The sequence below is a fragment of the Methylobacterium sp. J-077 genome (assembly GCF_022829365.1).
In the GTDB taxonomy this organism is placed as follows: Bacteria; Pseudomonadota; Alphaproteobacteria; order Rhizobiales; family Beijerinckiaceae; genus Methylobacterium.
This window is the reverse complement of sequence record NZ_JAKSYJ010000114.1, coordinates 85,149-111,848: the sequence shown is the minus strand read 5'-3', so window position 1 is coordinate 111,848 and position 26,700 is coordinate 85,149. Positions and strand designations below refer to the sequence as shown.

29 protein-coding genes are annotated in these 26,700 nt (G+C 69.5%); 10 read left to right on the top strand and 19 right to left on the bottom strand.

Going from position 1 to position 26,700, the window contains the following annotated elements:
- Positions 1-71: 71 nt before the first annotated feature.
- The 4 genes from MKL11_RS11845 to MKL11_RS11830 all read left to right on the top strand — a co-directional run bounded on the left by MKL11_RS11845 (position 72) and on the right by MKL11_RS11830 (position 2,648).
- Positions 72-704 (top strand): carboxymuconolactone decarboxylase family protein, encoded by a 633-nt coding sequence (locus tag MKL11_RS11845; RefSeq protein WP_243943486.1) that lies wholly within the window; start codon positions 72-74, stop codon positions 702-704.
- 149 nt (positions 705-853) lie between these two features.
- The gene (locus tag MKL11_RS11840; RefSeq protein WP_243943485.1) at positions 854-1,087 is read left to right on the top strand and encodes a hypothetical protein; all 234 of its coding nucleotides are present in this window, start codon (positions 854-856) and stop codon (positions 1,085-1,087) included.
- 107 nt (positions 1,088-1,194) lie between these two features.
- Entirely contained in the window at positions 1,195-1,581 is a 387-nt protein-coding gene (locus MKL11_RS11835; RefSeq protein ID WP_243943483.1) for a hypothetical protein, read from the top strand.
- A 350-nt stretch (positions 1,582-1,931) separates the two neighbouring features.
- Complete coding sequence (locus MKL11_RS11830; RefSeq protein ID WP_243943481.1) at positions 1,932-2,648, top strand: YoaK family protein; 717 nt, start codon at positions 1,932-1,934, stop codon at positions 2,646-2,648.
- Positions 2,649-2,659: 11 nt separating this feature from the next.
- On the opposite strand, the gene MKL11_RS11825 is transcribed toward MKL11_RS11830, so the two are convergent.
- From MKL11_RS11825 to fabA, 5 genes are all read right to left on the bottom strand, one after another.
- The gene (locus MKL11_RS11825; RefSeq protein WP_243943479.1) at positions 2,660-2,908 is read right to left on the bottom strand and encodes a flagellar protein; all 249 of its coding nucleotides are present in this window, start codon (positions 2,906-2,908) and stop codon (positions 2,660-2,662) included.
- Positions 2,909-3,034: 126 nt separating this feature from the next.
- Positions 3,035-3,865 (bottom strand): enoyl-ACP reductase FabI, encoded by an 831-nt coding sequence (gene fabI, locus MKL11_RS11820; protein WP_243943477.1) that lies wholly within the window; start codon positions 3,863-3,865, stop codon positions 3,035-3,037.
- A 193-nt stretch (positions 3,866-4,058) separates the two neighbouring features.
- Positions 4,059-4,181 (bottom strand): hypothetical protein, encoded by a 123-nt coding sequence (locus MKL11_RS33080; RefSeq protein WP_279600433.1) that lies wholly within the window; start codon positions 4,179-4,181, stop codon positions 4,059-4,061.
- A 59-nt stretch (positions 4,182-4,240) separates the two neighbouring features.
- A complete protein-coding gene (fabB, locus tag MKL11_RS11815) occupies positions 4,241-5,467 on the bottom strand; it encodes a beta-ketoacyl-ACP synthase I (RefSeq protein ID WP_243943475.1) in 1,227 nt (408 codons plus the stop codon).
- 143 nt (positions 5,468-5,610) lie between these two features.
- Positions 5,611-6,147: a 3-hydroxyacyl-[acyl-carrier-protein] dehydratase FabA gene (gene fabA, locus MKL11_RS11810; protein ID WP_243943473.1), complete on the bottom strand. Its 537-nt coding sequence runs from the start codon at positions 6,145-6,147 to the stop codon at positions 5,611-5,613.
- Between the two features lie 223 nt (positions 6,148-6,370).
- Here fabA and irr point away from each other — a divergent pair, with 223 nt between their 5' ends.
- Positions 6,371-6,886, top strand: coding sequence for a Fur family transcriptional regulator Irr (irr, locus tag MKL11_RS11805; RefSeq protein ID WP_279600432.1), 516 nt, complete (start codon positions 6,371-6,373; stop codon positions 6,884-6,886).
- A 93-nt stretch (positions 6,887-6,979) separates the two neighbouring features.
- Here irr and MKL11_RS11800 read toward each other — a convergent pair whose 3' ends face one another.
- Together MKL11_RS11800 and MKL11_RS11795 are read right to left on the bottom strand one after the other, a co-directional pair.
- Entirely contained in the window at positions 6,980-7,405 is a 426-nt protein-coding gene (locus tag MKL11_RS11800; RefSeq protein WP_243943471.1) for a DUF2267 domain-containing protein, read from the bottom strand.
- A gap of 32 nt (positions 7,406-7,437) precedes the next feature.
- Positions 7,438-8,001 (bottom strand): SH3 domain-containing protein, encoded by a 564-nt coding sequence (locus tag MKL11_RS11795; RefSeq protein WP_243943469.1) that lies wholly within the window; start codon positions 7,999-8,001, stop codon positions 7,438-7,440.
- A 362-nt stretch (positions 8,002-8,363) separates the two neighbouring features.
- Between MKL11_RS11795 and MKL11_RS11790 the strand changes: the two genes are divergently transcribed.
- On the top strand, positions 8,364-9,362 hold the full coding sequence (locus MKL11_RS11790; protein ID WP_243943460.1) for a 2-hydroxyacid dehydrogenase: 999 nt from the start codon (positions 8,364-8,366) through the stop codon (positions 9,360-9,362).
- On the opposite strand, the gene MKL11_RS33545 is transcribed toward MKL11_RS11790, so the two are convergent.
- The 3 genes from MKL11_RS33545 to MKL11_RS11775 form a co-directional block, all read right to left on the bottom strand.
- A complete protein-coding gene (locus MKL11_RS33545) occupies positions 9,313-9,780 on the bottom strand; it encodes a GIY-YIG nuclease family protein (RefSeq protein ID WP_409565849.1) in 468 nt (155 codons plus the stop codon). The genes MKL11_RS11790 and MKL11_RS33545 overlap by 50 nt on opposite strands.
- A gap of 128 nt (positions 9,781-9,908) precedes the next feature.
- Positions 9,909-10,541 carry a cyclic nucleotide-binding domain-containing protein gene (locus MKL11_RS11780; RefSeq protein WP_243943458.1) on the bottom strand — a complete coding sequence of 211 codons (633 nt, stop codon included), beginning with the start codon at positions 10,539-10,541 and terminating at the stop codon, positions 9,909-9,911.
- A 90-nt stretch (positions 10,542-10,631) separates the two neighbouring features.
- Complete coding sequence (locus MKL11_RS11775; protein ID WP_243943456.1) at positions 10,632-11,981, bottom strand: flavin monoamine oxidase family protein; 1,350 nt, start codon at positions 11,979-11,981, stop codon at positions 10,632-10,634.
- Positions 11,982-12,108: 127 nt separating this feature from the next.
- Between MKL11_RS11775 and MKL11_RS11770 the strand changes: the two genes are divergently transcribed.
- A complete protein-coding gene (locus MKL11_RS11770; protein WP_243943454.1) occupies positions 12,109-12,813 on the top strand; it encodes a sulfate transporter family protein in 705 nt (234 codons plus the stop codon).
- 93 nt (positions 12,814-12,906) lie between these two features.
- Positions 12,907-14,193 carry an efflux RND transporter periplasmic adaptor subunit gene (locus MKL11_RS11765; protein ID WP_243943452.1) on the top strand — a complete coding sequence of 429 codons (1,287 nt, stop codon included), beginning with the start codon at positions 12,907-12,909 and terminating at the stop codon, positions 14,191-14,193.
- A 237-nt stretch (positions 14,194-14,430) separates the two neighbouring features.
- On the opposite strand, the gene MKL11_RS11760 is transcribed toward MKL11_RS11765, so the two are convergent.
- Positions 14,431-14,724 (bottom strand): plastocyanin/azurin family copper-binding protein, encoded by a 294-nt coding sequence (locus MKL11_RS11760; RefSeq protein ID WP_313900747.1) that lies wholly within the window; start codon positions 14,722-14,724, stop codon positions 14,431-14,433.
- Between the two features lie 298 nt (positions 14,725-15,022).
- Between MKL11_RS11760 and MKL11_RS11755 the strand changes: the two genes are divergently transcribed.
- A complete protein-coding gene (locus MKL11_RS11755; RefSeq protein ID WP_243943448.1) occupies positions 15,023-17,896 on the top strand; it encodes an EAL domain-containing protein in 2,874 nt (957 codons plus the stop codon).
- A 47-nt stretch (positions 17,897-17,943) separates the two neighbouring features.
- Here the strand turns inward: MKL11_RS11755 and MKL11_RS11750 are convergent, their stop codons facing one another.
- From MKL11_RS11750 to MKL11_RS11720, 7 genes are all read right to left on the bottom strand, one after another.
- Complete coding sequence (locus MKL11_RS11750) at positions 17,944-19,326, bottom strand: class II 3-deoxy-7-phosphoheptulonate synthase (RefSeq protein ID WP_243943447.1); 1,383 nt, start codon at positions 19,324-19,326, stop codon at positions 17,944-17,946.
- 208 nt (positions 19,327-19,534) lie between these two features.
- The gene (locus MKL11_RS11745) at positions 19,535-19,855 is read right to left on the bottom strand and encodes an RNA polymerase sigma factor region1.1 domain-containing protein (protein ID WP_243943446.1); all 321 of its coding nucleotides are present in this window, start codon (positions 19,853-19,855) and stop codon (positions 19,535-19,537) included.
- Positions 19,856-19,910: 55 nt separating this feature from the next.
- Positions 19,911-21,293 (bottom strand): glutathione-disulfide reductase, encoded by a 1,383-nt coding sequence (gene gor, locus MKL11_RS11740; RefSeq protein ID WP_243943445.1) that lies wholly within the window; start codon positions 21,291-21,293, stop codon positions 19,911-19,913.
- Entirely contained in the window at positions 21,290-22,543 is a 1,254-nt protein-coding gene (locus tag MKL11_RS11735) for an O-antigen ligase family protein (protein ID WP_243943444.1), read from the bottom strand. The genes gor and MKL11_RS11735 overlap by 4 nt, the downstream gene beginning before the upstream one ends.
- A gap of 206 nt (positions 22,544-22,749) precedes the next feature.
- Positions 22,750-23,328 (bottom strand): DUF2059 domain-containing protein, encoded by a 579-nt coding sequence (locus tag MKL11_RS11730; protein ID WP_243943443.1) that lies wholly within the window; start codon positions 23,326-23,328, stop codon positions 22,750-22,752.
- Positions 23,329-23,358: 30 nt separating this feature from the next.
- A complete protein-coding gene (rpiA, locus tag MKL11_RS11725) occupies positions 23,359-24,072 on the bottom strand; it encodes a ribose-5-phosphate isomerase RpiA (RefSeq protein ID WP_243943442.1) in 714 nt (237 codons plus the stop codon).
- A 130-nt stretch (positions 24,073-24,202) separates the two neighbouring features.
- Entirely contained in the window at positions 24,203-24,667 is a 465-nt protein-coding gene (locus MKL11_RS11720; RefSeq protein WP_243943440.1) for a hypothetical protein, read from the bottom strand.
- 128 nt (positions 24,668-24,795) lie between these two features.
- Between MKL11_RS11720 and MKL11_RS11715 the strand changes: the two genes are divergently transcribed.
- Positions 24,796-25,494 (top strand): HAD family hydrolase, encoded by a 699-nt coding sequence (locus MKL11_RS11715; protein WP_243943431.1) that lies wholly within the window; start codon positions 24,796-24,798, stop codon positions 25,492-25,494.
- Positions 25,495-25,498: 4 nt separating this feature from the next.
- On the opposite strand, the gene MKL11_RS11710 is transcribed toward MKL11_RS11715, so the two are convergent.
- A complete protein-coding gene (locus tag MKL11_RS11710; RefSeq protein WP_243943429.1) occupies positions 25,499-26,653 on the bottom strand; it encodes a pyridoxal phosphate-dependent aminotransferase in 1,155 nt (384 codons plus the stop codon).
- Between the last annotated feature and the right edge of the window lie 47 nt (positions 26,654-26,700).

The following is a 26,700-nucleotide window of genomic DNA, read 5'->3' as shown; positions in this document are numbered from 1 at the left end:
TTGGGGCGTTGTGCTCTGGCAGGAACCGCAAGTCGGCGCGAACGTGCTCCCAACAATCTGGGAGTGAAACGATGCGTATCCGTCCCGCCGCCCTCGCTGTGGCGCTCGCCGTCCTGGCCCCTGCCCTGTCGGCTGCTGCCGATGCGCAGGACCGCCTGCCGACCATCCCGCCGCAGGATTACACGCCGGAGCAGAAGCAGGCGGCGGAGGCGTTCACGCAGGCCCGCGGCAAGCCCCCGTTCGGCCCGTTCGAGCCGCTGATGCACTCGCCCGAGGTGATGACCCTGGCCCGGTCGATGGGCGATTACCTCCGGTTCAAGCCGAAGATCGGCACCACCCTGTCGGAACTGGTGATCCTGCTCACCGCACGGCGCTGGACGCAGGATTACGAGTGGTACGTCCACGCCCCCATCGCCGAGAAGGCCGGGATCGCCCCCGAGATCATCGCGGCGATCCGCGACGGACGCCGGCCGGCGGCGATGAGCGACGACGAGACCATCGTGTACGCGTTTACGGCCGAATTGCAGGATACCAAGCGCGTCTCGGACACGACCTACGCCAAGGCCGAGGCCCGGTTCGGCAAGGCCGGGATCGTCGATCTGGCGGCGATCTCGGGCTACTACACGCTGCTCGCCATGGAGCTGAACGCGGCGCGCTACCCGATTCCCGAGGATGGCCAGCGCCTGCCGCGGCTGCCGGACTAAACAGGGTTCTCCACAGCTGGCAGGCAGCGGGGCCCCCGTTATCCACAGGGTTAACGGGCCGTTGAGGCGGCCCCGATCGGACCGTTGACGAAACGTTAACCCTTCTGCCTTGTTCTCTCTTCGTTCCGGGCGCAACGAAGGAGAACGCGATGCTGACCCAGGCGATTGCCGCACAGACGAACCACGGCTGCCCCGTCGACGCGATCAGCCGCGCCTATCTCGGCATTGCCGGCGGCGATGCCGGGATCGCGCTCCGCTGCGCCATCGCCGACGCCCTGTCCGATCTGATGGACGCCGAGCGGCGCACCCGCGAGCGCAGCCGCCTGATCTCGCGCGGCTACATCCGGGAAGCTCCGGTCGCCGCTGGCAAGGCCGAAAGCTGAACGGTGGCTGCAAGTCCGCGTCAGCGTCGATGCAGGCAATCCTGGGCATTCTGTCTCGCGTGATCGGGATCGCCCCAATGGTCCCGCGCTTCATTCGGAGTCAGGTCATGAGACGGATCGCTGTGCTCTCGGCCGCCGCGCTGATCGGCGCGGGGACCCTCGCGTCCACGGCCGCCGAGGCGCGCGGTGGCGGCGCCGTCGCGGCCGGCATCATCGGCGGCCTGGCGGCCGGCGTGCTGATCGGCGCCGCGGCCCAGGCCGCCCCCGCCTACGGCCATTCCTACGGCACCCCGTATGACGGCTATGGGCCGACACCCGTGGTCGTCCGGCCGCGCCCGGTCTATGGCGCCTACGAGGACGGGGAGCCGGTCTACGCGACGCGACGGGTCGTCACCTACGAGCGCGTGCCGGTCGGCTACGGCCATCGGCGCTGGCGCGACGATGCGGATAGCGACGACGATTATGGGTACGGCCGCCACTACCGCGGCTGGTGAACCGGGTCCGGCACCGGGACGAGACGATCGTGAAGATCTAAATCGCCGAACGGGCCGCTCGGATCGGTGCGGACGGCGCCGCCACTGGGTGGGGCCGCCGGCATCGTCGGGCCCGCGGCCTTTGCCGACCCCGCCCCGTGGAGTTTGCGGTGCGAGGCTTGCCCAAGCGATGCAGGTCTCGCCTGCGCCGTGTCCGCGTACTCCACCGCAGCGTCGTCGGTTACGTTTGCTGGCTCGGAGCCTCTCACAAAACGCCCCGTCACCGGGTGTTTCTCTCTGAGCATGACGGTGCAGAAAGCGTTTTGTGAGAGGCTCTGAGTCGGCACTGATCCAACGGCATCGGCGAATCCATGCTTGTCCATGAAGGCGAGACGCGCAGCTTCGCGGCGGACCTCAACCTCTCTTGGTCCCTGGCGGCGGTGGCCGGTGCGTTGAACACGGCGGGGTTCTATGCCGTCGGCTTCTACGCCTCGAACATGACCGGCAACGTCTCGGCGATCTCCGACCGGGCCGGGACCGGCGACCTGATCCTGGCCGTGAAGGCGCTGCTGCTCGTCGTCCTGTTCATGCTGGGCGCCGCGACCTCGACCCTGCTGATCCGCCGGCGGCGGCGCCATGCGGCCTACGGCGCCTATGCCTACAGCATCTGCGCGGAGGCCTGTCTGCTCGTCGCGATCGGCCTCCTCGCCCTGCCGCTGGCCGAGCCCGCCCGGGGGGAAGCCCTGGTGTTCGGCCTCAGCTTCGTCCTGGGCCTGCAGAACGCCGTGGTGACGAAGATCACCGATGCCCGGGTGCGGACCACCCACGTCACCGGCATGGTCACCGATATCGGCATCGAGCTCGCGCGCTGGCTGGACCGCAAAGCCGGCGATCCCCGGGCCAAGCGCTACGACCCCGACAAGCTGCGGCTCCATCTGATGACGGTCGGGGCGTTCCTCGGCGGCGGTCTCGTCGGCGTGGTGGCCTATCGCGCGATCGGCGTGGGGCTGCTGTTCGCCGCCGCCGTGATCCTGGCCTTGCTGGCCGCCCCGGCGATCGGTGCCCGCCATTCGGCCCCGGCCGAGTGATGGCGCCGCGGTCAGGCGGTGATGTCGAGGAGCTGGCCGCTCATGCGGTCGGCGGTGCGCGCCACCGCGGCGTTCAGCGCGAAGGATGTCCGCGATTCGACCAAATCCGCGGCGGTGCTCGACAGGTCGACCTGCGCGGCGGGCGGCAGTGCCGCGTCCCCGGCCGGGGCGCCGATCTCCGCGACTTTCTGCGCCGCATTCCCGAGCCGGTCGGTCGCCCGGGTCATGCCGGCTGTCGCAGTCTGAAGCGCATCGATCATGATCGGATCTCCTTCCGGGGACCCTGACACGGAGATGCGAGGCAACGGTTTCGCGGAACGCTCAAATGCGCGGCATCGCAGCCCATTCGCGTGCGAAGATGGCCAAGCGTCCCGCCATGTCGGGCGTCAGGCATCGCCGACGACGCCGGCCTCGTCCTGAGCCTGCAGCACGTCGGGGCGCGGCATCGAGATGATATTGAAGCCGGCATCGACGAAATGGACCTCGCCGGTGACGCCGCCGGAGAGCGGCGACAGCAGGTAGAGCGCCGAGCCGCCGACATCGTCGAGACTGACGGTTCGGCGCAGCGGAGCGTGGGCCCGCTGGTGGTTGAACATCAGGCGCGCGTCGGCGATGCCGGCACCGGCCAGCGTCCGCATCGGGCCGGCCGAGAGCGCGTTCACCCGGATCCCGTCCGGGCCGAGATCGCCCGCGAGGTAGCGCACCGAGGCTTCGAGCGCCGCCTTGGCCACGCCCATCACGTTGTAGTTCGGCATGACCCGGGTGGAGCCACCGTAGGTGAGCGTCAGCAGCGAGCCGCCGTTCTTCATGCGCTTGGCGGCGCGCTGGGCGATCTCGGTGAACGAGAAGCACGAGATCGTCAGGGTCCGCGCAAAGTTCTCGCGGGTGGTGACGTCGACGTAGCGGCCCTTCAGCTGCGCCTTGTCGGAGAAGCCGATGGCGTGGACGACGAAGTCGAGGTCGCCGTCGAAGCGTTCGTCGAGCGCCGCGAAGGTGGCGTCCACCGAGGCGATGTCTTCCACATCGCAGGGCAGCACGATATCGGACTCGAGCCGCGCCGCCAGCGGTGCGACGCGGCGGCCGAGCGCCTCGCCCTGATAGGTGAAGGCGAGCCGCGCGCCGTGGGCGTGGAGGGTCCGGGCGATGCCCCAGGCGATCGAGTGATCGTTGGCGACGCCCATGATCAGGCCGCGCTTGCCCGCCATCAAACCTGTCATGCCGACTCACATTCCGTACGAGCACGCCGCCCCGGGAAACGGGGACGGGCCGCGATGGGGTTGAATAAACCGGATCGCGACGGTGGTGCCTTAACGCGGCTTGGCGCGGGTTCCAAACTAAGCCGGCGTCGCCAGCGGCCAAAAAAAAGCCCCGCCTATGGGCGGGGCGTTCATTGCAAGGTGGAAACGCGGCCTAGAAATACCCGTCCGTATGCGAACGCGCTTCCTCGATCACGGCTTGCTTGGCGTAGATCGCGGCGCAGCCCGCAATCATCAGGCCGCCCAGCGCTCCGATCAGGAACGTACCCATCGTCACCACCCTATCCAACGAACGGTAAACGTCGTCCCGGCCGCGGTGGTTCCGAGATGACACAGTCAAGCGTCCACGTGCTTCAGGACCAGCGTGGCGTTGGTGCCGCCGAAGCCGAAGGAGTTGGTCAGGACGTGGCCGAGCTTAGCGTCGTCCCGGCGCTCCCGCAGAATTGGCATGTCGGCGAAGGCGGGATCGATCGTGTCGATATGGGCGCTCTCGCAGATGAAGCGGTTCTGCATCATCAGCAGGCTGTAGATCGCCTCCTGCACGCCGGTGGCGCCGAGCGAATGGCCGGTGAGCGACTTGGTCGCGGAGATCGGAGGACAATCCTCACCGCGGCCGAACACCTCCCGGATCGCCTCGATCTCCTTGTCGTCGCCGACAGGGGTCGAGGTCGCGTGCGGGTTGATATAGTCGATCCGCGCGCCCTTCAGGCCTTCCATCGCCTGGCGCATGCAGCGCACCGCACCCTCGCCGGACGGGGCGACCATGTCGTGGCCGTCCGAAGTCGCGCCGTAGCCGGCGACCTCGCCGTAGATCCGCGCGCCACGGGCCTTGGCGTGCTCCAGTTCTTCGAGGACCAACACGCCGGCGCCGCCAGCGATGACGAAACCGTCACGGTTGGCGTCGTAGGCGCGCGACGCCCGAGCTGGCGTGTCGTTGTACTTCGACGACATGGCGCCCATGGCGTCGAACAGATTCGACAGGGTCCAGTCGAGATCCTCGCAGCCGCCGGCGAAGATGATGTCCTGCCGACCGCCCTGGATGATCTCCGCGGCATTGCCGATGCAGTGGTTGGAGGTCGCGCAGGCCGACGAGATCGAATAGTTGACGCCGCGGATCTTGAACCAGGTCGCCAGCGTCGCCGAGGCGGTCGACGACATCGCCTTCGGGACCGCGAACGGGCCGATCCGCTTCGGACCCTTGTCGTTGGTGATGGCGGCGGCATCCACGATCACCCGGGTCGAGGGACCGCCCGAGCCCATGATGATGCCGGTGCGCGCGTGGGAGATCTCGGCCTGCTCAAGACCCGAATCGCGGATCGCCTGGTCCATCGCCACGTGGTTCCAGGCGGAGCCGCCGCCATGGAAGCGCATGGCGCGCCGGTCGACCACGCCCTCGGGATCGAGGCTGGGCCGGCCGGAGACCTGGCTGCGGAAATTGTGCTCGGCATAGCTCGCGTCGCGGGCGATACCCGAGCGCGCCTCGCGCAAGGAGGTGAGTACCTCCTGCGTGCTGTTTCCGATGGACGAGACGATACCCATCCCGGTGATGACGACGCGGCGCATGGTCGTGACGATTCCTCCGTCGCGGCGTCGGTCGCCCGGGCCGCGTCCCGGTCAGCTAAGGTGACGCGGGTATAATCTCAACTGCCGAGGGCGTCCGGCGTTGCCGGTCGGGTGCGAAACATGCCCTCGAAGGCGTGGTCCGGTCAGCTCTGGAACAGGCCAACCCGCATGTCCTGGACCTGGTAGACACGCTCCCCGTCCGCCTCGAGCCAGCCGTCGCCGATGCCCAGCACCAGCTTGCCCTGGCGGACGCGCTTCACATCGACATTGTAGACCACCCTCTTCATCGTCGGCAGCACTTGGCCGGCGAGCTTCACCTCGCCGACGCCCAGCGCTCGGCCGCGGCCCGGCGAGCCCAGCCAGCCGAGATGGAAGCCCAGCATCTGCCACAGGGCATCGAGACCGAGGCAGCCCGGCATCACGGGGTCGCCCTGGAAGTGGCAGGGGAAGAACCAGAGGTCGGGGCGGATATCGAGCTCGGCGGTCACGTGCCCCTTGCCATGGGCGCCGCCCTCCTGCCCGATGCTGGTGATCCGGTCGAACATCAGCATCGGCGGCAGCGGAAGCTGAGCATTCCCGGCACCGAAGAGTTCGCCGCGCCCGCAGGCCAGTAGATCCTCGTAGGAATAGTGCGACTTGCGGCTCGCGGCCGGTGCTGGCGTCTCGGCGTCTTGCGACATGAATGTGGCTGTTTCCTCTGGACTCTCTTGGCGGGCGGGCACGGGATGCTCGAGAGGCACCCGGTCATTCGGCGCGCGGGTTAGCACGAGGCGCAGCTCCTTCAAAGCCATCAACGACTTCGGAGGGGGTGCGAGGCGGCTCGGGTTGCGACCGCATGGCCACTTCCATATAGTAAGGCGAATCCCATTCCTTCAGGGTCCTCGTCGAGCGTTCAGTCCCGAAATGTCCGAACTGCTGCCCCTTCAGGCGATCCTCAACGGCCGGGTGCCCGCCCCCCAGCTGGAAGCCAACGGAATGCCGCGCCGCGGCTGTCCGTTGTCGGACTTGCGCGACCGCTTGCGCCGGGCCGGATTGCGTCCGACCCGGCAGCGCCTGTCTTTGGGCTGGCTCCTGTTCGGCCGCGGCGACCGCCACCTGACCGCCGAGATGCTGTACGACGAGGCGATGCGCGCCAAAGTGCCGGTCTCGTTGGCCACCGTCTACAACACGCTTCACCAGTTCACCGAGGCCGGGCTCCTGCGCCAGCTCGCGCTCGATGGGTCGAAGGCCTATTTCGACACGAACCCGAGCGAGCACCACCACTTCTACCTCGAGGACGAGAACCAGGTGATCGACATGCCGGATTGCGGCATCACGGTCGATTCCCTGCCCGAGGCCCCCGAGGGCATGGAGATCGCCGGCGTCGAGGTGATCGTCCGTCTCCGCCGGGCCCGGTCAACTGGACGTCGTCAGAGCTGATCTGGGCGGGATGGTCCGTCGCGGTAAGCCTGGGCCCGAAACAGGCCGCGAAGCGGTGCTGCGCCTTCGCGCATTGGGTCCGAGTGGCGGCGATCAGACCTCGATGTTCCAATAAGCCTGGGCGGCATCCGAAAGTGTTGCGAGCACGCGTTCGAACCGCCCCCGGTCGACGTGATGCGCAATCGCGCGTGCGACGGCCGCAATGGCGTCTCCGGGCGCCACGTTATGATCGATGCGGATGGCCTGAACGTCCCGCGTGAGACTCGCCCGGTCGCCGAAGGGCAGAACCGCCTCGTCCATGTTCCAGTCGTCGACGAAGAGAGCTCGCAGCAGCGGCGGCAACGCCCCTGCGAATCGTACGGCGTCGCTCGCTGAAAGGCGGCGGCGGAAGACCAGGAGAACGGCCCTCACCGCCGCGTAGGCGCGATGTGTGGTTTCGCATCCCAGGGAATCGCGTGCCGCGATCAGGAAGTTCTCGAAGTCGCGGGAGGCGGCAGCGTACTCACGGGGGACGGTCATCTCGGTCCGGCCAGCTTTTCTGACGGGGCTCGCTACTCGACTACCTCGTTCGGATACACGCCCCAGAGGCGGTTCTGGCGGACGTAGCCGTCGACGTCGCGGCGGTTGGGCAGCATCACGATCAGGCGGCACCACGTGCCGGTGCAGCTCTTCACGCTGCCGATCACGCCGGACTGGAGCCGGGCCTCGTCGTCGGCGCCGTCATTGGCCTTGGCGCGGAGCGCAATCGCGGCCTTCTCGGCGCCTTTGTCGGGGCCGGCATTGACGATCGCGGTGCGGCGGCCCGAGAGCAGCGAGTGCAGCACCCAGCCCTCGGTGCCCTCGGAGTCGCGGATCCGCCGCCAGGTCTCGAACTCGCCCACGATCTCAACCGGCAGGCCGGCGCGCTGGAACACCCAGAGGGTGCGGTGATCCTTGGAGGGCCCCTCGCGCAGGTTGACGCGGTCGGTCTTGAGGCTGGCGTAGCGCGGCAGCGGCAGCTTGGTCACGGGGCCGGTGCCGGTCTCGGGTATGGTGGGCGGTGGGGCCGCGGCCGCGGGGGCGAGGCCGGTCAGCAGCAGTGCCGCGACGGCGAAGCTCAGGCGTGACGCGCGCATGGTCTTCTCCCTTTCTCGACGAAACGATGCCGGGCGGACCCGCTTCGGGCCGATCCGCTCGGGTTCCGGATCTTGATTCCGATCGTCCCGGGAACCGGCAATCTTCTTTCGAGGTGATGCCAACGGGGCCCGGGACGTCGCGATCGCGGCCCATCGGTGCGCGGATCGAACCGGCATCCGATTGTGTTCCGGCCCACCTCTGGTAGAGAGGCCGATGGGTCGGAACAGGCTCCGGGACCGGTGCCTCGCACCCGACCTGTCTGGCCGAGTTCGGTTAACGGACGCTTGCCGACGGGGATCCGGATCGGGATCCACCGGGCAGGGATCGCCAACACGGCCGCGAGGCTGACGGGGAGAGAGACGTGTCGAAGCGCAAGCCGCTGGTGGTCGTGACGCGGCGCCTGCCGGATGCCGTCGAGACGCGGATGCGCGAGCTGTTCGACGTGCGCCTCAGTCCCGACGATGCCGCCATGCCGGCCGACGCCCTCGCGGCGGCCCTGCGCGAGGCCGACGTGCTGGTCCCCACCGTCACCGACGAGATCGATGCCGGGCTGCTGGCTCAGGCCGGCCCAAACCTGCGGCTGATCGCCAATTTCGGCAACGGCGTCGACCATATCGACGTGGCCGCCGCCCTGGAGCGTGGCATCACGGTCACCAACACCCCCGGTGTGCTGACCGAGGACACCGCCGACATGACCATGGCGCTGATCCTGGCGGTGGCCCGCCGGGTCACCGAGGGCGCGCGGATCATCCCGGACGACGACTGGACCACCGGCTGGTCGCCGACCTGGATGCTGGGGCGACGGATCACCGGCAAGCGGCTGGGCATCGTCGGCATGGGGCGGATCGGCCAGGCGCTCGCCAAGCGCGCCCGCGCCTTCGGCCTGCAGGTCCACTATCACAACCGCCGCCGGGTGCCGGCTGCGATCGAGGGCGCGCTGGACGCGACCTACTGGGAATCCCTCGACCAGATGCTGGCCCGGGTCGACATCGTGTCGGTGAACTGCCCGCACACCCCGGCGACCTACCACCTGCTCTCGGCGCGGCGCCTGAAGCTGCTCAAGCCCGAGGCGATCGTGGTCAACACCGCCCGCGGCGAGGTGATCGACGAGAACGCGCTCGCCCGCCTGATCGAGGCCGGCGACGTCTCGGCGGCCGGCCTCGACGTGTTCGAGCAGGAGCCTGCGGTGAGCCCGCGCCTGGTGAAGCTCGCCCGCCAGGGCAAGGTCGTGCTGCTGCCCCATATGGGCTCGGCCACCTACGAGAGCCGCACCGACATGGGCGAGAAGGTCATCATCAACATCAAGACCTTCATGGACGGCCACCGCCCGCCGGACCGCATCCTGCCGAGCATGCTCTGAGCGCAGGCTCGAGAACGCCATCCTTGTCTTTCCGGGGCCGCGCAGCGGAACCCGGAACCCATAGCCGCCGACGCGGCCGGATGGGCGCGTCGGCCAACGATCCGGTCCAGCCGCTCAGGGTCGGGGAGAGGTCCGACCAGTCCGGGTTGAAATCCTCGATCAGCCGGATCTCCCAGTCGCGGCGCCATTTCTTGAGTGCCTTCTCCCGGTCGATCGCCTCCGCGATGTAAGTATATGATTCATATGAGACCAGCCGCGTCACGCCGTAGGTCGCTGTAAAGCCCCGACTTGCTTCGATCCGATGCTCGTGGACTCGGCGGGCGAGATCGTTGGTGACGCCGACATAGAGGTGCCATGCTTTCGGCTGGCGAGCAGGTAGACGTGATACGCCACGGCGGACCTGCCTGGTCGGTTTCACTTACAAATTGAAGCCCACGGCGCTTATTTTCGGCAGCCTTGGCGGTTATGGGTTCCGGGTTTTCGCCTGAGGCGAGCCCCGGAAAGACAAGGTGCGATGTTCGCGATCGAAATGATTCAAGCGGTGAATCATAGCAAATCTCCTTCCGCCGCCAAGGTCTGCGTCGGCGTCTCGCTCCGCACGCTCTGGAACAGCCGCTCGCTGGTCAGCTTCAGGAAATAGAACCCGAATTCCGGGTTCTGGTAATAGAGCTGCTTCACGTCGGAATACGAGACGCACAGTGCGTTGCCGCCCTCGATGCAGATCAGCGACGCGGTCCGGGTGTTGCCCGGCGCGAGCAGGCCGAGCTCGCCGACGATGCCGCCCTTGCGCACCTCGATCCCGACCTCCGGGATCCGGAAGGCGCCGCTCTCGACGTAGTACATCTCGCCAGCGAGATCGCCCTTGCGGAACACCACCTCGCCGATCCCGAACGGGCGCTGCGACCCGAACGGCCGGAGCCATTCGAGGGACAGGTTGCCGTCGGCCGCGGTCTCGACGTCGCGCACGAGGCGCAGCATCTGCCAGAGCCGGTAAGCGTTGAACGGGATCTGGATCGCCTCGGTGAGCGCCACCGGTATGCTGCCGATCAGGATCCCGTAGGTGATCACGGCGCAGCTGGCGCAGAGCGAGATGATCCGAAGCGGGATCATGGTGCTCATCGCCGAGGCCGAGATGGTCAGCGCGGTGCCGAGATAGCCGATCGCCTCGATCCAATCCACGCGCGCCTCCACCATCCTGCCAGCGTCAGCGGGATGCCCGTCCCGCTCCGCTCCGGCAAGGCGCGCGGGCCGGAGCGGCGCGCGCGGCGCTCAGGCTGTGCCTGCGCGGATACGCTCGGCGGCGGCTTCGGCGGCGCGAGTGCCCTCCTCGTAGGCGCCGCCGACCGTTCCCCATTGCAGCCGCGACAGCGCCTCCCCGGCGAACCAGACCGTATCCGCCAAAGGCGTGTGCAGGAATTCGCGCGCCGGCGCGTGGCCGGGGGGCACCACCGCCCAGGAGCCGCGGGACCAGGGATCGTGCCGCCACGCGCTCACCGCCGGGATAGTCAGGTCGCGCAGCCGCGCCCGGCCGAACTGCTCGGCCAGTACCGCCCGGACATGGCGGCGCACGCCGTCGGGGCCCGATCCGGCAGCGTCGAGCGCCTCGGCTTCGTGCACGTCGAGCTCGTAATAGTGGAACGGTGTGCCGTCGATCCGGGTGAGCAGGCCGGCCGGCGACGGCCGGCTGCCGTGGATCGCCGCAAGCCGGTCCCGGCCCCGGAACGGGCTCGACGGCCAGTGCAGCACCGCGTGTTCGTAGAGTCCGGTGGAGAAGCCGTCGATCGCCGCCCGGACCGCGTTCGGCAGCGGCGGCGAGAAGGTGGGCCCGTCGCGCAGCACCATGACCGGCACCGTCACGATCACCGCCCGGGCACGGTACTCGGTGCCATCGGCCGTCGCGACGCGCACGCGCTTGTCCGACCAGTCGATACGCGTCACCGGGCTCGAGAGCGCCACCGGCAACTCGTTGGCGAGTCGAGCGAGGTAGCTGCCGTAGCCCCCGGCCAGAAAGAAGTTCTCGCTGTATTCGAGGCTCGGGAAGTCGTGCAGCGACACCTCGCCGAGCGGCCGGCCCGAGACCAGCCCGTGCACCTGCGCGACTCGGGATCCCCAGGGGCCGAGGCCTGGCGGCAGGGCGCTTTCGGCCGGCCGGTCGGGTCTCTGCTGCGCCGCGCCGCGGGTCATGGCCTGGTCGGCCCGGTCGAAGGCCCTGGCATTGGCCCGGATCTCGTCGGGCCGGCCCCGGCGGCGCTCGACCCAGACGTGACTCTCCTGCGGCGCCAGCTTCAGGCGCTCGCCGCGCGCCCGGCCCAAAGACACCAGCGGGTTGATCGGTCCGGCATGGAGCCAGTGCGCCCCGAGATCGAGGGCGTGGCCGCGGATCGAGACCGTGAAGGCCCGGCCGCCGATCCGGTCACGGGCCTCCAGCACGGCGGCCCGCACGCCCCGCTCCACCAGGGTCCGGGCCGCTCCGATGCCGGCGGCGCCGGCGCCGATCACCAGAACCTGCGGGTCCTCGGGCAGCGGCGCGAGGCGCGGCCGGTAGTCGGGCGCGCGCGGCGGGTCCGCCGAGCGAGGCTCGGACGTCCGCGGCGATGTCGTCGAGGTCGAGGCCGTCATCCTGCCATCCTGCACGCGCGCTCCTGTCCGCTGGCCCTGGTGCGGCGGCGCCCGGCCTTGCGCCGGTGGCCGCACCCCTTCACAACGCTGCCGCGCCGCCTCCAGCGCTAGCCGGATACCTCGCCCGATGCTCGTCGAGTCCGCAACGGCGGCCTTGCGCCAGACCTTCTCCCCGCCCCTGCGGGCGATCCTGTGGAAGTCCCTGGGCCTGACGCTCGGGCTGCTGGTCCTGCTCTGGCTCGGCCTGACCCGCCTGGTCCAGGCCTTTCAGGCCAGCCACCACATCTCCGCCCAGTACCCGATCCTCGACAGCCTCGCCTACTACCTCGCCGGGTTCGGCCTGTTCGTGGTGCTGGCCTATCTCATGCCGGCGATCTCGATCCTGGTGGCGGGCTTTTTTCTCGACGATGCCGCCGCGATCGTCGAGCGCACGGATTTCCCGAACGATCCGCCGGGCCGGCCGATGCCGCTCGGCACCGCCATGTTCTACGCGATCCGCTTCGCGGGTGTGACGCTGCTCGTCAACCTGGCGGCGTTGGTGATCTTCTTCGTGCCGGTGATCGGGATCGCGGCGTTCTTCGGCGCCAACGCCTACCTGCTGGCCCGGGAATATTTCGAGATGGCGGCGGCCCGCTTCCGACCCCTCCCGGAGGCGGCCGAGATGCGCCGGACCTTCGCGCTGCGCACGCTCAGCGCCGGCTGCCTGATGTCGGCCCTGATGATCGTCCCGATCCTCAACCTGCTGACGCCGCTGTTCGGGATCGCCCTGATGGTCCACCTGCACAAGCGGCTCAGCGGGCGCCTGCGGTTGGAAGGCCCGGCCATGCGATAGGGGGCGCATGCGTCGAAGCTCGCTCTGGTCGTCGCGGCCTCCCGCGGCTACCTTGGCTAGAACCCGGCGGCATTCGGGGCGGAGAGCCGAGCGATGAAGGCGCACGACGCAGCGCAGGGCGACCCCAAAGACATCCCCCCGCCGCCCGGCAAGGGCCCGTTCGTCTTGGTGGGGTTGATCGCGCTGGGCCTGCTCGGCTACGGCGCCTACAACCACTGGCAGCGGGATGTCGAGGCGACTGCGACGCTGGAGCGGATCAAGACCCTGGTGCCGCAGGTGCGCACCGTGGTGGCGGAGCGGGCGGACGGCCCTCTCGACCTCATGCTGCCGGGCGAGACGCAGCCCTTCACCACCGCGTCCATCGCGGCGCGTGCCACCGGTTACATCGCCGAGCGACGAGTCGATATCGGCTCCCGGGTCAAGGCCGGGGACTTGCTCCTGCGCATCGCCGCCCCGGATCTCGACCAGCAGCGGGCCCAAGCCGAGGCGCAGGTCGGCCAGCTGAAGGCACAGCTGCTCCAGGCCCAGGCGCAGGTCGAGCAGGCCCGCGCCAACGTCAACCTCGCCAACCTGACCAACAACCGCACCGCGACCCTGGCCGTCCAGGGGTGGGCCTCGCGCCAGAACGCCGACACGTCACAGGCGGGCGTGCTCTCACAGGCCGCGGCCCTGGCGGCCGCCGAGGCGGGCGTGAAGGTCGCCACCGCCAATATCGCGTCGCAGGAGGCGGCGGTCGACCGCCTGAAGGCGCTGACCGCGTTCGAGCGCGTGGTCGCGCCCTTCGACGGCGTGATCACGACCCGCAACGTCGATGTCGGCGATCTGGTGAAGGCGGACAACGGCGGCACGCCGCTGCTCAGCATGGACCAGGACAGCATCCTGCGCATCACCGTGAACGTGCCGCAGAACGATGCCGTGGGCGTCAAGCCGGGCGTTCAGGCCGAGATCAGCGTGCCGCAGATTCCGGGTCGTACTTTCGGCGGCTTCGTCGAGCGCAGCTCGGTGGCTCTGAATACCAGCTCGCGCACCCTGACCACGCAGGTTGACGTGCCCAACCCCGATCGGGCCCTGCGAGCGGGGCTCTACGCCACCGTGACGCTGAAGATTCCGCGCACCGAGGACAGCGTCTCGGTCCCCGCCGAGACGACGGTGTTCAAGGGCAATACGCTGCAGGTCGCTCAAGTCGGTGACGACGACACGGTGACGTGGCGGACGATCCGGGTGCGGCGCGATCTCGGCCGGACCCTCGAGCTCGAATCCGGCTTGGCTGCCGATAGCCACATCGTCTTCAGCCCGCCGCCGGAGCTGCGCGACGGCCAGACGATCGAGCGTGTGAAACCCGCCCCACAGGCCAAGCCGATCCGGGCGGCGGAGCGGTGATCGCTCCCAAGCGGTCGATCTGAGATGCCCCGCGACGCCTCGAACTGATCGGCGCCTCACTAACCCGACGCCTTCATCCTGAGTTGCCTGCGTCGGCGGGCCTCGAAGGAGTCTTCCAGAGACCCCTGCGATTGCCGGAGGCCTCCGCTACGCTTCGGCAACTCGGGATGGGGGAGGGATATTGGATCTCCCGCGATCCAGGCGTCGTTCGACTGGGATCGCAATGTCAAACGGGTCTCAATTCACCCGCACCACCAGTTTCATCTTCGGATGGATGCCGCAGAGCACTTGGAAGGTGCCCCGCTCGGTGAAGGTCACGGGGGTGCGGCTACCCGGCTCCTGGTCGCCGGAATCAAAGTTGAAAGTGTCCGATTCGACGAAGACGTGATGCAGCAGGTCGCTGTCGTCGTTGACGAACATCACCGTCTCGCCCCGACTGATCGCGAGGTTGCCCGGCTGGAACGCGCGGCCCTTCTGCGACACCAGAAGCCCGGAAGCCTCCAGATCGCCGACCAGGATCAAGCCGCACACCAGCCCGAGAGCCAGGGCGAGTGCTGCCGGGAGGGCCGATCTCCAGCGGAGCGATGCCGGCATACTTGTCGCTGCGGGGGACATGTTGTTCCTCGGGCTGATCGAAGCAATCTATCCCGGATTTTATTGAGAAATCATTTTCGAGATCGCTCGTCTTCCAGCGCATTCGGCTGTTTCCGAGACGAGCGAGGCGCCGAAGCCGCTATCTATAAGTCGAGTCGATAATCGGCCCGGCTAATCGCGTCTTAACATGTGGCAATTACGGTTCGCTGGACCTGTCACACGGCGGCCCGGTGCGATGCGAGACCCCGAGAGAGCGACGGACGAGCTGGCGCCTTCGGGTCCGATGCGAATCGTGCGCGGTATCACGGGCCTGTCCACGACGATCCGGGGCCGGATCTTTGTCGCCTTCCTCGGCATGAGCCTGCTCTCCGGTGCGCTCGGACTCTACGCCGTGGTGGCGATCTCGCATGTCGGGGTGCTCGTCAATCGCACCTATGACGAGTCGCTGATGTCGATCAATTACGCCCGGGCGACCGCGGCGGATTTCGCCAAGATGCGCAGCGCCTTCGCGCGCCGGACGCATGTCCGCGACGCCGCCGAGGCGGCCAAGCTCGATGCGGAGATCGCCGAACTCTCGACCACGCTGGCCGAAGACCTGACCATCGCGGTCGAGCGCTCGCAGTCGGACCGGTCGGTGCGCACGGCCGGCGCCGTGCAGGCGGCCGTGGCCGCCTGGGAGGAGATGCGCCGCGGCCTCGATCCGGCGACCGCCCGGCCCGAGCGCTGGGACGCCCTCGACCAGCGCGCCAACGCGGTCGACAGCCAGATCGATCTCCTGGTCAATTATACGGCGGGCGACGGCTTCACCTTCCGCCAGGCCGCCCGGATGCTCGTCGCCCGGGAGATGCACGTCAACGCCATCGTGGCCGGATTGGCGGTGTTCGCCTGCGCGCTGATCGCGTGGCTGCTCAACCGCCGCATCACCGGACCCCTCGCCGATGCCTCCGTGGCGGCGGAGCGGATCGCCAGCGGACGCCTCGATGACCGCATCCCGGCCGGCGGTCGCGACGAACTCGGCAGCCTGCTCCGCTCAATGGCGGTGATGCGCGACAATATCCACGCGATGATGCAGCGCGAGGTCAGCCAGCGCCGGGTCGCCGAGGCCCTGGTGACGGACGCGCTCCAAACCTCCCGCGAGGGCGTCGTGGTGGTCGATGCCGAAGGCGGCATCGCGCTGGCCAATGTTCAGGCCCTACGTTTCTTCCACGGGCTCGAGGAGGCGATCGCGGCCGGCGTGTCCCTGGCGCGCGCCTCCGAGGGATCCGTTTCGAAAACCCTCGACGAATGCTTCCGGGCGCTCGCCCGCGACGGTGAGATCCGGCTGGCCGACGGGCGCTGGCTGCGAGTGAGCCGCAGCGCCACCCAGTCGGGCGGCTTCGTAGCCGTGTGCAGCGACATCAGCCTGCTCAAGGAGCAGGAGGATCGGCTGACCGAGACCAATCTCCGGCTCGATGCGGCTTTGGACAACATGTCCCAGGGCCTCTGCCTGTACGACGCGCAGCATCGCCTGATGGTGGTGAACCGGCGCTACAGCGAGATTTACGGCCTGCCCGCCGATGCCATCGTTCCCGGGATGTCGGCGCAGGACGTGCTGGCGGTCAGCCTCGCGGCGGGCAATCACGCGGGCTGCGACCTCGCCGCCCTCCTCCGCCAGGAGCACGAGGCGCATCGCGGCGGCGCCTGGCACACGCAATTCCAGGAATTGAGCAACGGCCGCACCGTCTCGATCGACCGGCGCGAGACCGCCGATGGCGGCTTCGTGGCGACCTACGAGGACGTGACTGAGCGCCGCCGTGCCGAGGCGCGCATCGCCTTCCTGGCCCACCACGACACGGTGACCGGCCTGCCGAACCGGGAGGCGCTCGGCCAGCAGATCGAGATGGCGGTGGCCCAGGCCGGGCGCGATTCGGGCTTCGCGGTCTTCGCCATCGACCTCGACGATTTCCGGCCGGTCAACGAGACGCTGGGGCATGGGGTCGGCGACGAGCTGCTCTCCGCGGTCGGCGAGCGGCTCACGGCTTGCGTACGCGAGATCGACTGCGTCGCCCGGCTCGGCGCCGACGAGTTCATCGTCGTCCAGCGCAACATCGACCGGCCTGAGGAGGCCGCCGTTCTGGCCCGCCGGATCATCGAGGTGCTGAGTGCGCCCTACAGCCTGAGCAGCCACGAGATCAGCGTCGGGCTGACCATCGGCATCACCCTGGCACCCGGCGACGGGGCGAGCTGCGAGAAGCTCCTGAAGAACGCCGAGGTCGCCCTCGACCGGGGCAAGACCGAGGCAAGGGGCTCGTTCCGGTTCTTCGAGCCCGAGATGGATGCCCGTCTCCAGGCGCGGCGGATCCTGGAGCGCGACCTGCGCGACGCGCTCGCCCGCGAGGCCTTCGAGGTCTACTACCAGCCGATCTACAGCCTCGCCGCGGACCGGATCTGCGGCTTCGAGGCCCTGCTGCGCTGGGACCACCCGACCCGCGGCTTCGTCTCCCCCGCCGAGTTCATCCCGATCGCCGAGGAACTGGGCCTGATCGTGCCGCTCGGCGAATGGGTGCTGCGCCGGGCCTGTGAGGAGGCCGCCCGCTGGCCGGACGGGCTCAAGGTCGCGGTCAACGTCTCGGCGGTCCAATTCACCTCCGCGAGCCTCGTCACCGCGGTGCGCGAGGCCCTGCGCCGGACCGGCCTGCCCGGCCGCCGGCTGGAGCTGGAGATCACCGAATCGGTGCTGGTGGCCAATCCCGGCGCGACCACGGCGATCCTGCACAGCCTGAAGGCCTTGGGCGTGCGGGTCTCGATGGACGATTTCGGCACCGGCTACTCGTCGCTGAGCTACCTGCGCAGCTTCCCGTTCGACAAGATCAAGATCGACCAGTCCTTCGTGCGCGATCTGTGCGTGAAGGACGGGACCGACTTCATCGTCCGGGCGGTGATCGGGCTCGGCTCCAGCCTCGGCATGACCACCACCGCCGAGGGCGTGGAGACCGAGGCTCAACTCGCGCATCTGCGCGCCGAGGGCTGCGACGAGGTCCAGGGCTACCTGATCAGCCGCCCGGTGCCGGTCTCCCAGGTGGGCGAGGTGATCCGCCGCTGGAACGGGCCGACCCGGGCGATCGCCTGACCGGAGTGGTCCCTCCCCCGCCTAGGGGGAGGGGTTTGCGGCGCGCCCTACTCCGCCGCGTCGAGGCGCGGTCGCTCGATGTGGCTGCGCTCGGCCTTGACCAGCTCGGCCGTGCGGAACGCCACTTCCAGCGCCTGCTCCGCGTTGAGGCGCGGGTCGCAGTAGGTGTGGTAGCGGTCCTGCAGATCGTCGGCGGTGAGCGCCCGGGCGCCGCCGGTGCATTCGGTCACGTCCTTGCCGGTCATTTCGAGATGGATGCCGCCCGCGATCGTGCCCTCGGCCCGGTGGACGCCGAAGAAGCCCTCGATCTCCTGCATGACCCGGTCGAACGGCCGGGTCTTGTACCGGCCGGCCGCGACGGTGTTGCCGTGCATCGGGTCGCAGATCCAGACCACGGACCGCCCTTCCCGCTCGACCGCCCGGATCAGGCCCGGCAGGTGCTCGCCGACCTTGTCGGCGCCGAACCGGCAGATCAGGCTGAGCCGGCCGGGCTCGTTCTCCGGGTTGAGCAGGTCGATCAGGCGGATCAGGCCGTCCGCCTGCATGGACGGGCCGCATTTCAGGCCGATCGGGTTCTTGATCCCGCGGGCGTATTCCACGTGGGCGTGGTCCGGCTGGCGGGTGCGGTCGCCGATCCACAGCATGTGCCCGGAGGTGGCGTACCAATCGCCAGTGGTGGAATCGACGCGGGTCAGCGCTTCTTCGTAGCCGAGCAGCAGGGCCTCGTGGCTCGTGTAGAAATCGGTGGTCCGGACCTCAGGATGCGTCTCCGGGTTGATGCCGATCGCCCGCATGAAGTCGAGCGCGTCGGTCATGCGGCCGGCGACATCCTGATAGCGCGAGGATTGCGGCGAATCCTTCACGAAGCCCAGCATCCAGCGATGCGCGTTCTCCAGATTGGCGTAGCCGCCGGTGGCGAAGGCGCGCAGCAGATTGAGGGTCGCGGCCGATTGCCGGTAGGCCTCGAGCTGGCGGCGCGGGTCCGGAATGCGGGCCTCCTCGGTGAAGCCGATGCCGTTGACGATGTCGCCCCGGTAGCTCGGAAGGCTCACGCCGTCGAGGGTCTCGGTAGGCGAGGAGCGCGGCTTGGCGAACTGCCCGGCGATGCGCCCGACCTTCACAACGGGCGAGCCGCCCGCGAAGGTGAGTACCATCGCCATCTGCAGGAACACCCGGAAGAAATCGCGAATGTTGTCGGCCGAATGCTCGTCGAAGCTCTCGGCGCAGTCGCCGCCCTGGAGCAGGAACGCCTCGCCCGCCGCGACGCGCGCGAGCGCCGCTTTCAGCTTGCGGGCCTCACCGGCAAAAACCAGCGGCGGAAAGCTCGCGATCTGGGTCTCGACCGCCTGCAGCGCCGCAGAATCCGGATAGGCGGGGACCTGCTGGATCGGCAGGGTCCGCCAGTTCTTCGGTGTCCAACGCTCGGCCATGACCTCATCTCCGCGCACGTTCGTCGTGCGATCGCGCATGACGCGCGAAGCGCGGCTTATAGAGAGGTTCCCGGATGCTTGCGAGTGGCGGATTCCTGAGGGCTGGCAGGAGCCTGAAGCAGAGTCGCGGTGCGGTCAGGCTGAGCTCAGCTCACGACGAACGGTTCATCGCCGCTCCAGCGGGCGACGTCTTGAGATCGGCCCGGCCTCAAGCCTCGCCGTCCTCGACCTCGATCCCATGCTCAGCGAGGATCCAGAAAATCGCCTCCAGATCCTCCGCGGAGACGTCGCGGGGCGGGAGGGCCTCTTCGAGGTCGTCGTAGGTCAGGCAGCGGCTGCGCTGGGTCTCGGCCTTGGCCAGCAGCCGGTCGATCGCCCGGCGGATGTCGGCGGGCAGGGCGTCGTGGCTCGGCACCCGATAGGTGAAGGCCGGCCGCAAGGCATCGGCGAGCAGGCCGTCGATGATCGCCTGACGCCGCGCGTGCGCGTCGTCCTCGCGATTGCCCTTGCCTGCGCCCTGCTTGCCCATGACCCTGATATGGCTCGGTCGCGCACCGCGTCGAGACCCCCGCGACGCGGGGAAGTTAACCGACGCCGACCGGGTGCTTGGTCACCTCCGGCACCCGCATGGTCACGAGTTCCTCGGCGGCCGTCGGGTGGACCGCGATGGTGCGGTCGAAATCCGCCTTGGTGGCGCCCATGGTGACGGCGATGCCGACCGCCTGGATCACCTCGCCGGCATCGTGGCCGAAGATATGGACGCCGACCACCCGGTCGCTGGCGCATTCGACCAGCACCTTCATGAGGATCCGCTCCTCGCGCCCCGAGAGCGTCGCCTTCATCGGCCGGAACCGCGATTTGTAGACGTCGATCCTGCCGTAGATCTCCCGGGCCGCGGCCTCGGTGTGGCCGACGATCCCGATCTCGGGGGTCGAGAAAACCGCGGTCGGGATCAGCCGGTGATCGACGCAGGACGGCTTGCCGCCATAGACCGTGTCCGCGAAGGCGTGGCCTTCGCGGATCGCCACCGGGGTCAGGTTGGCGCGGTTGGTGACGTCGCCCACCGCGTAGATCGACGGGACCGGGGTCTGCGAATAGGCATCCACCGGGATCGCCCCGGCGGCGTCGGTCTCGATCCCGACTTTTTCCAGGCCCAGCCCGGTAACGTTCGGGCGCCGGCCGGTAGCCACCAGCACTTGGTCGCAGAGAATCTCCGAGCCGTCGTCGAGACGGGCGCAGAGGCCGTCGTCGCGCCGGTCGATCTGTGTGAGCGTGCGGCCGAGCCGCAGGTCCATGCGTCGGCCGTAGGCCTCGGCCAGGGCGTCGCGGACCTCGTCGTCGAAGCCGCGCAACAGCCTGTCGCCCCGGTGGAGCAGGGTCGTGCGGCTGCCGAGCGCCGCGAAGACCCCCGCGAACTCCACCGCGATGTAGCCGCCACCGATCACGAGGATGCGATCGGGCAGGCTCTCCAGCTCGAACACCTCGTTCGAGGTGATCGCCCATTCGATCCCCGGCACCGCGGGCTCCTTCACCGGATGGGCGCCGACCGCGATCAGGATCCGCTCGGCCCGCACCGTCCGGTTCGAGCCCGGCAGGCGGATCGTGTGCGGATCCTCGATCACGGCGCGCTCGGGCACGATCTCGACGCCGGCGCGCATCAGGTTGGTGTCGTAGAGGCCCTCGAGGCGGGTCACCTCGGCGTCGCGGCGCTGCTTGAGGATGCTCCAGTCGAAGCGTGTCCGCTCGACCGTCCAGCCGAAGCCGGCTGCATCCTCGAACTCGTCGGCGAAGCGGCCGGCATAAACCATCAGCTTCTTGGGCACGCAGCCGCGGATCACGCAGGTGCCGCCGACCCGGTATTCCTCGGCCAGCATGACCTTGGCGCCGTAGCCGGCCGCGATCCGGGCGGCGCGGACGCCCCCCGAACCGCCGCCGATGACGAAGAGGTCGACATCGTAGGCGCTCATGCGGGGCCGTCCATCTCGGGTCTCGTGTCCGCGCGGGACATTGCAGCCTCGCGCATCCAGGTGATGGCAGCGCCGAGCCCGGCCGTCCACCACGCCGCCCAGCCATTGTGCTCGACGAACGCGATCGCCGTTGCGCCGGCGACGAGGCCCAGAGCCGCGGCGCGGTCGGGCTGCGGCATGGCCGCGATCCGGCCGAGCATCAGCATCAGGACCAGTGCGCCGAGGAGCGCGCCGGGCAAGCCCAGCTCGGCCCAGACCTGCAGGAAGCTGTTATGCGGGTGGCCGACGCCGAGGAGGACCCGCATCTCCGGCGCGACCCTCCCGGCCACCGGCGTCTCGGCGAAGCGCGCGCTGGTGCCGTAGCCAGCCCCGCGCCACGGATCGGCCGCGACGGCGGCGCCGAAGCTGCGGGCGATGGCGACCCGCGCCCGGGACGAGGATTGGACCAGGTGCTCATGCGCCGCCTCCGGCATGACCTTGGCGAGCAGGTCGCCCTCCACCGGTGCGAGCGCCACGGCAAAGCCGAGACCTAGCCCCGCGAGACCGATCCCGATCCGCCTCGGCAGCAACTGGGCCAGGGAGAACAGGCCAGCCCCGGCCAGGAGACCGAGCTGGGCGGCGCCGCTGATCGAGCGCAGCACGCCGAGCGCCGCGAAGGCCAGGGTGGCGACTGCAAGGCCGCGGGCGCGGGCGCGCCACAGCACGAGGGCCAACGGGCCGGCCAGAAGATCGAGGGTCAGGGCAGGCCGGTTGTGGACGAAGGCGGCCACCCGGTGCCCGAGCGCCCGCTCCAAGGCAAGATCGGAGGCGAGATCGACCGCGATGACGAGACCCGCCAGCAGGATCGCCCCCGCGGCGAGGCGCGGCGCGAAAGCCGGGATCCGGCCGGGGGCGAGGCAGGCTAGCAGATAGGCCCCCACGAGGATCGGCAGGAACTCGCCGAGCACCCGCAGCGACGCGTGGGGGAAGGGCGTCCAGGCGAAGGAGACGAGGCACCAGGCGAGGCAGGCGAGTGCCGCGAGGCCGAGCGGCTGTCGGAGGGGGCTGAGGAGGCGTGGCGCGAGGGTGCGGCGATCCTCGAAGACGCGTCCGACCAGGAAAGCGAGCGCGGCGAGGCCGATGACGGCGGGGCTCGACCGGTTGGCGAGCACCATCGCCAGCGGCAGGACGGCGAGCAGGGCCGCACCCGCCGCGTAGAGGCGGCTGGCGAGCTCTTCAGACGCTGCCGGGCCGTTTGATGGCGCTCGCATAAGGGTCCAGGGCAACCGTTATCCAAACAACCCCCTCATCCTGAGGTGCGAGCGCAGCGAGCCTCGAAGGAGCCCTCCAGAAGGCTCTGCGATCCCTGGAGGGCTCCTTCGAGGCTCGCTGCGCTCCGGCACCTCAGGATGAGGGTGAGGGTAGGAATGGGCGGGCTGAGATCAGAGGCGCGACGGTCGATCCGACGACAGCGCCCTCACTGCAGCTGATGGCCCCGCTTGCCCATCTCGGCCCGTACCCGGACCATGACGTATTCGGACACTTCCTGCGTCCAGTCCTGCATCTCCCCCACCATCTCGTCGAGGAGCTGCGGCTGCGCCTCGACGTAGTGCCTGCCGGCCGGCGAGCGGAAAAAGGTCGCGATCTCCTTCAGCTCGGGCTCCGGGAACTTCGCCGCGTAGGTGCGGGCGGCGATGTCGATCATGCGCTGCTTCTGCAGCTCCATCTCGGGCTGCAGGGACGTCAAGACCTCGTCGAGATCCTTGGCGAGTTCGGGCCGCGTCACCGCCTGCTTGCGGATCTGGTCGGCGAAGGCCGGCAGCACCGAATCGAACGAGCGGGCGATGCCGGAGCTGAGCATCACCTCGCGGGCCAAGGCGAGGTGGCTTGCCGAGAAGGTCGGCGTCGCGGCGGCCGGGGTGTTCGGCTGCGCGGCCGGCTTGCCGGGTGCAGGCTTGGCGGCGGCGGGCTTGTTCGCCTGGGCCGAGGCCGCGTGCGGAAGAATCGTGACCGCGGCAAGCGCGAGGCCGAGCGCGGCGGTGAGGCGTCGGGACATGCTGAACGTTCCTGCGAGGAATATGGCGCTTCAGACCAAGCTGCCGAGAATGGTGACCTCGGCCTGCCCGCCCTGGTCAGCCGCCAGGATCGCGGCGTCGGCGATGCCGAGGAACAGGCCGTGCTCGACCACCCCCGGAACGGCCCAGAGGGCGGCGCCGAGGGCGTCGGGATCGGGGATGGCGCCCAGATGGGCGTCGAGGATGTGGTGGCCGCCATCGGTGACGATCGGCTTGCCGGCCGGATCGACCCGCAGTCGGACCGTGCCGGAGCAGCCCACCCGAGCCACGGCCGCCTCGACCGCGCGGTGCGTGGCGGCGAGGCCGAACAGGTTCACCTCGATCGGCAGCGGGAAGGCGCCGAGCCGGACGACATGCTTGGCCGCATCGGCAATCACCACCATCCGGCGGCTGGCGCAGGCGACGATCTTCTCCCTTAGGAGCGCGGCGCCCCCGCCCTTGATCAGGCGCAGTTGGTCGTCGACCTCGTCGGCGCCGTCGATCGTCAGGTCGAGCTCGGGCAACTCGTCGAGGGTCGCGAGGCGGATGCCGAGGCCCTCGGCCTGCAGCCGCGTCGCCTCCGAGGTCGGCACGCCGACGATGTCGAGCCCATCGCGGACCCGTTCCCCGAGCAGGGCCACGAAGGAAGCCGCGGTCGAGCCGGTGCCGAGGCCGAGCCGCATGCCGGGCTCGATCAGCGCGAGGGCGCGGGCGGCCGCGGCTCGGCGGAGGTCCGGCCCGCTCAAGGCCGGGCCGTCCGGTCGGCGAAGGGGATCGAGAGGGCGCGCATGCGATGCAGCCGGGCTTCCTGAGAGACTCGCGCGGCCCCTAGCACGCCGCAGGGCGGACCGGAACGCTTCCGCGGGATGGCGAGCTTCAAAAGCGGCCGCCCTGTGCCGGCGTGGCGCTGGCCCCGGCCCGGCCGGGAGACGGACCGGTCAGGGGCGCGTCCGAGGCCGCCTCGGCGCCGGGCTTGGCCTGCTGAGTGCAGACCACCTGCTCCTTCTTCACCAGCACGAAGCAGATGCTCATCTCGCCGGTGCGGTAATTGACCCGGAACACGCCGGCCTCGCGGGTGTGGCGGCTCGCGACCAGGCCGTATTCCGACGGCGTTTGTGCGCCGGCGCCCTCCCCTGGGCCGAAGCAGACGGTCTGGCCGATGCCGCCGGCCGATTCCTGGAGCCCGTACTGGCACGAGGTCACCTCTCCGGTGACCTTGTCGACCCGGTACATCCGGTTCAGGTCGGTCTGCGGCGCGGGCACGAACTCGAACGAGGCCGCCGCGACCGGCGCGCTGGCCAGCGCGAGGCAGAGGGCGAGGATAGGCAGGGACGGTTTCATCAAGGGATCCGGGAGCTGTCGCCCTTCGCCTTTCGCTGGGCTTTCGGGCGAGTGTGGGGCGCCGCGCCGCCTTGCCCGCGGCACCGGGCGGCTTTAGCGAGGCCGGACCCCAACAGGAGCCCGACCGGATGCCCCCCGAACCGACGACCCGCCCGCCGATCGCCGTGTTCGACCTGGACGGGACTCTGGCCGAGACCGCGGGCGATCTGATCGGCACCCTCAACGTGCTGATGAAGCGCGAGGGCCTGGCCGAGCTGCCCCTGTCCCAGGCCCGCGGCCTGATCGGGGCCGGCGCCAAGGCGCTGATCCGTCGCGGCTTCGAGGCGGAGGGCCGCGCGCTCTCGCCGGAGGATCACGAGCGGCTGTTCGAGGCGTTCATTGCCCATTACGGGGAGCACCTCGCCGACACGTCGCACCTCTATCCCGGCGTGGTCGAGGCACTCGATACGCTGGAGGCTGCGGGCTTCCGGCTCGCGGTCTGCACCAACAAGTTCGAGGGCCAGTCGGTGGAGCTGCTGCGCCTGCTCGGGATCGGCCACCGCTTCGCGGCGATCTGCGGGCGCGACACCTTCCCGGCCTACAAGCCGGATCCGAGCCACCTCACCGGTACGATCGAGCGCGCCGGGGGCGACCCGGCCCGGGCCGTGATGGTCGGCGATTCCCGCACCGACATCGACACTGCCAAGGCCGCCGGAATCCCGGTGGTGGCGGTGACCTTCGGCTACACCGACGTGCCGGTGACCGAGCTCGGGCCCGACCGGGTGATCGAGCAGTTTTCGGACCTCGCCGAGGCGGTCCGCGCCCTGGTGCCGGTCGAGGCAGCCTGACGCGTCAGCGCAGCCAAGTCCGCAGCCGCGCCACCGCCTCCTGGCACTCGGCCTCGGACCCGGCGAACGAGAACCGGACGTGGTGGTGGCCGAGATCTGGGTCGAAATCGAGCCCCGGCGTCGCTGCGACATTGGCCTCGTCGAGCATCCTTCGGCAGAAGCCGGTGGCATCGTTGGTGAGGTTTGCCACGTCCGCGTAGAGGTAGAAGGCGCCGTCGGCCGGGTGCACGCGCCCGAGGCCGAGGCCCGGGAGCGCGTCGAGCAGGATCGCCCGGTTGCGGGCGTAGCCGTCGCGCACCGCGTCGAGTTCTTCCGATGCGTCCAAGGCCGCCAGCGCGCCGACCTGCGAGAGATACGGCGCCGAGATGTAGAGATTCTGCGCCAGCCGCTCGATCGGGCGGACCAGGACCTCCGGCACCACCATCCAGCCGACGCGCCATCCGGTCATGCAGTGGTATTTCGAGAACGAGTTGATCACCACCGCGTCGGGATCGAACCGCAGGGCGGTGACGGTCGGCACGCCGTAGCTGAGGCCGTGATAGATCTCGTCCGAGATCAGCGGCAGGCCCAGCGCGCGGGTGGCCGCGCAGAGGTCGCGCAACGCGTCTTCCGTGATCACCGTGCCGGACGGGTTGGCCGGGCTCATCACCAGGGCGCCGGCCACCGGGGCGCGGGCATGAGTCTCCCGCAGCAGGGCGGCGGTGGGGGCGAAGCGGTCCTCTTCGCGCAGCACCATCGGGGCCGGCATGAGGTCGAGTGCCGCCAGGATGCTGCGATAGGCCGGGTAGCCGGGCTGCGGCACCGCCACCCGGGCGCCGGCATCGAACAGGCTCATGAAGGCGAGCACGAAGCCCGCCGAGGAGCCGGTTGTGATCACCACCCGCTCCGGGCTCACCGCGACGCCGTAGCGGTCGGCGTAATCCCGGGCGATGCGCTCGCGCAGGGCCGGCAGGCCGAGCGCTTCGGTATAGGGCACGCGGCCGGTGGCGAGGGCCGCCTGCGCCGCCGCGATCACCGCGCGAGGTGCGGGCGCCGAGGGCTGGCCGACCTCCATGCGCACCACGTCGTCGCCGCGCCGGGCCTTGGCGGCGGCGGCGGCCATGACGTCCATGGCGAGGAACGGCTGGACGGCGGCGGCCCGCCGGGAGATCGAGATCATGCGGTCCTAACGGGGCGCGAGGGCGAGTCGGCGGAGCGCCGGGGTTA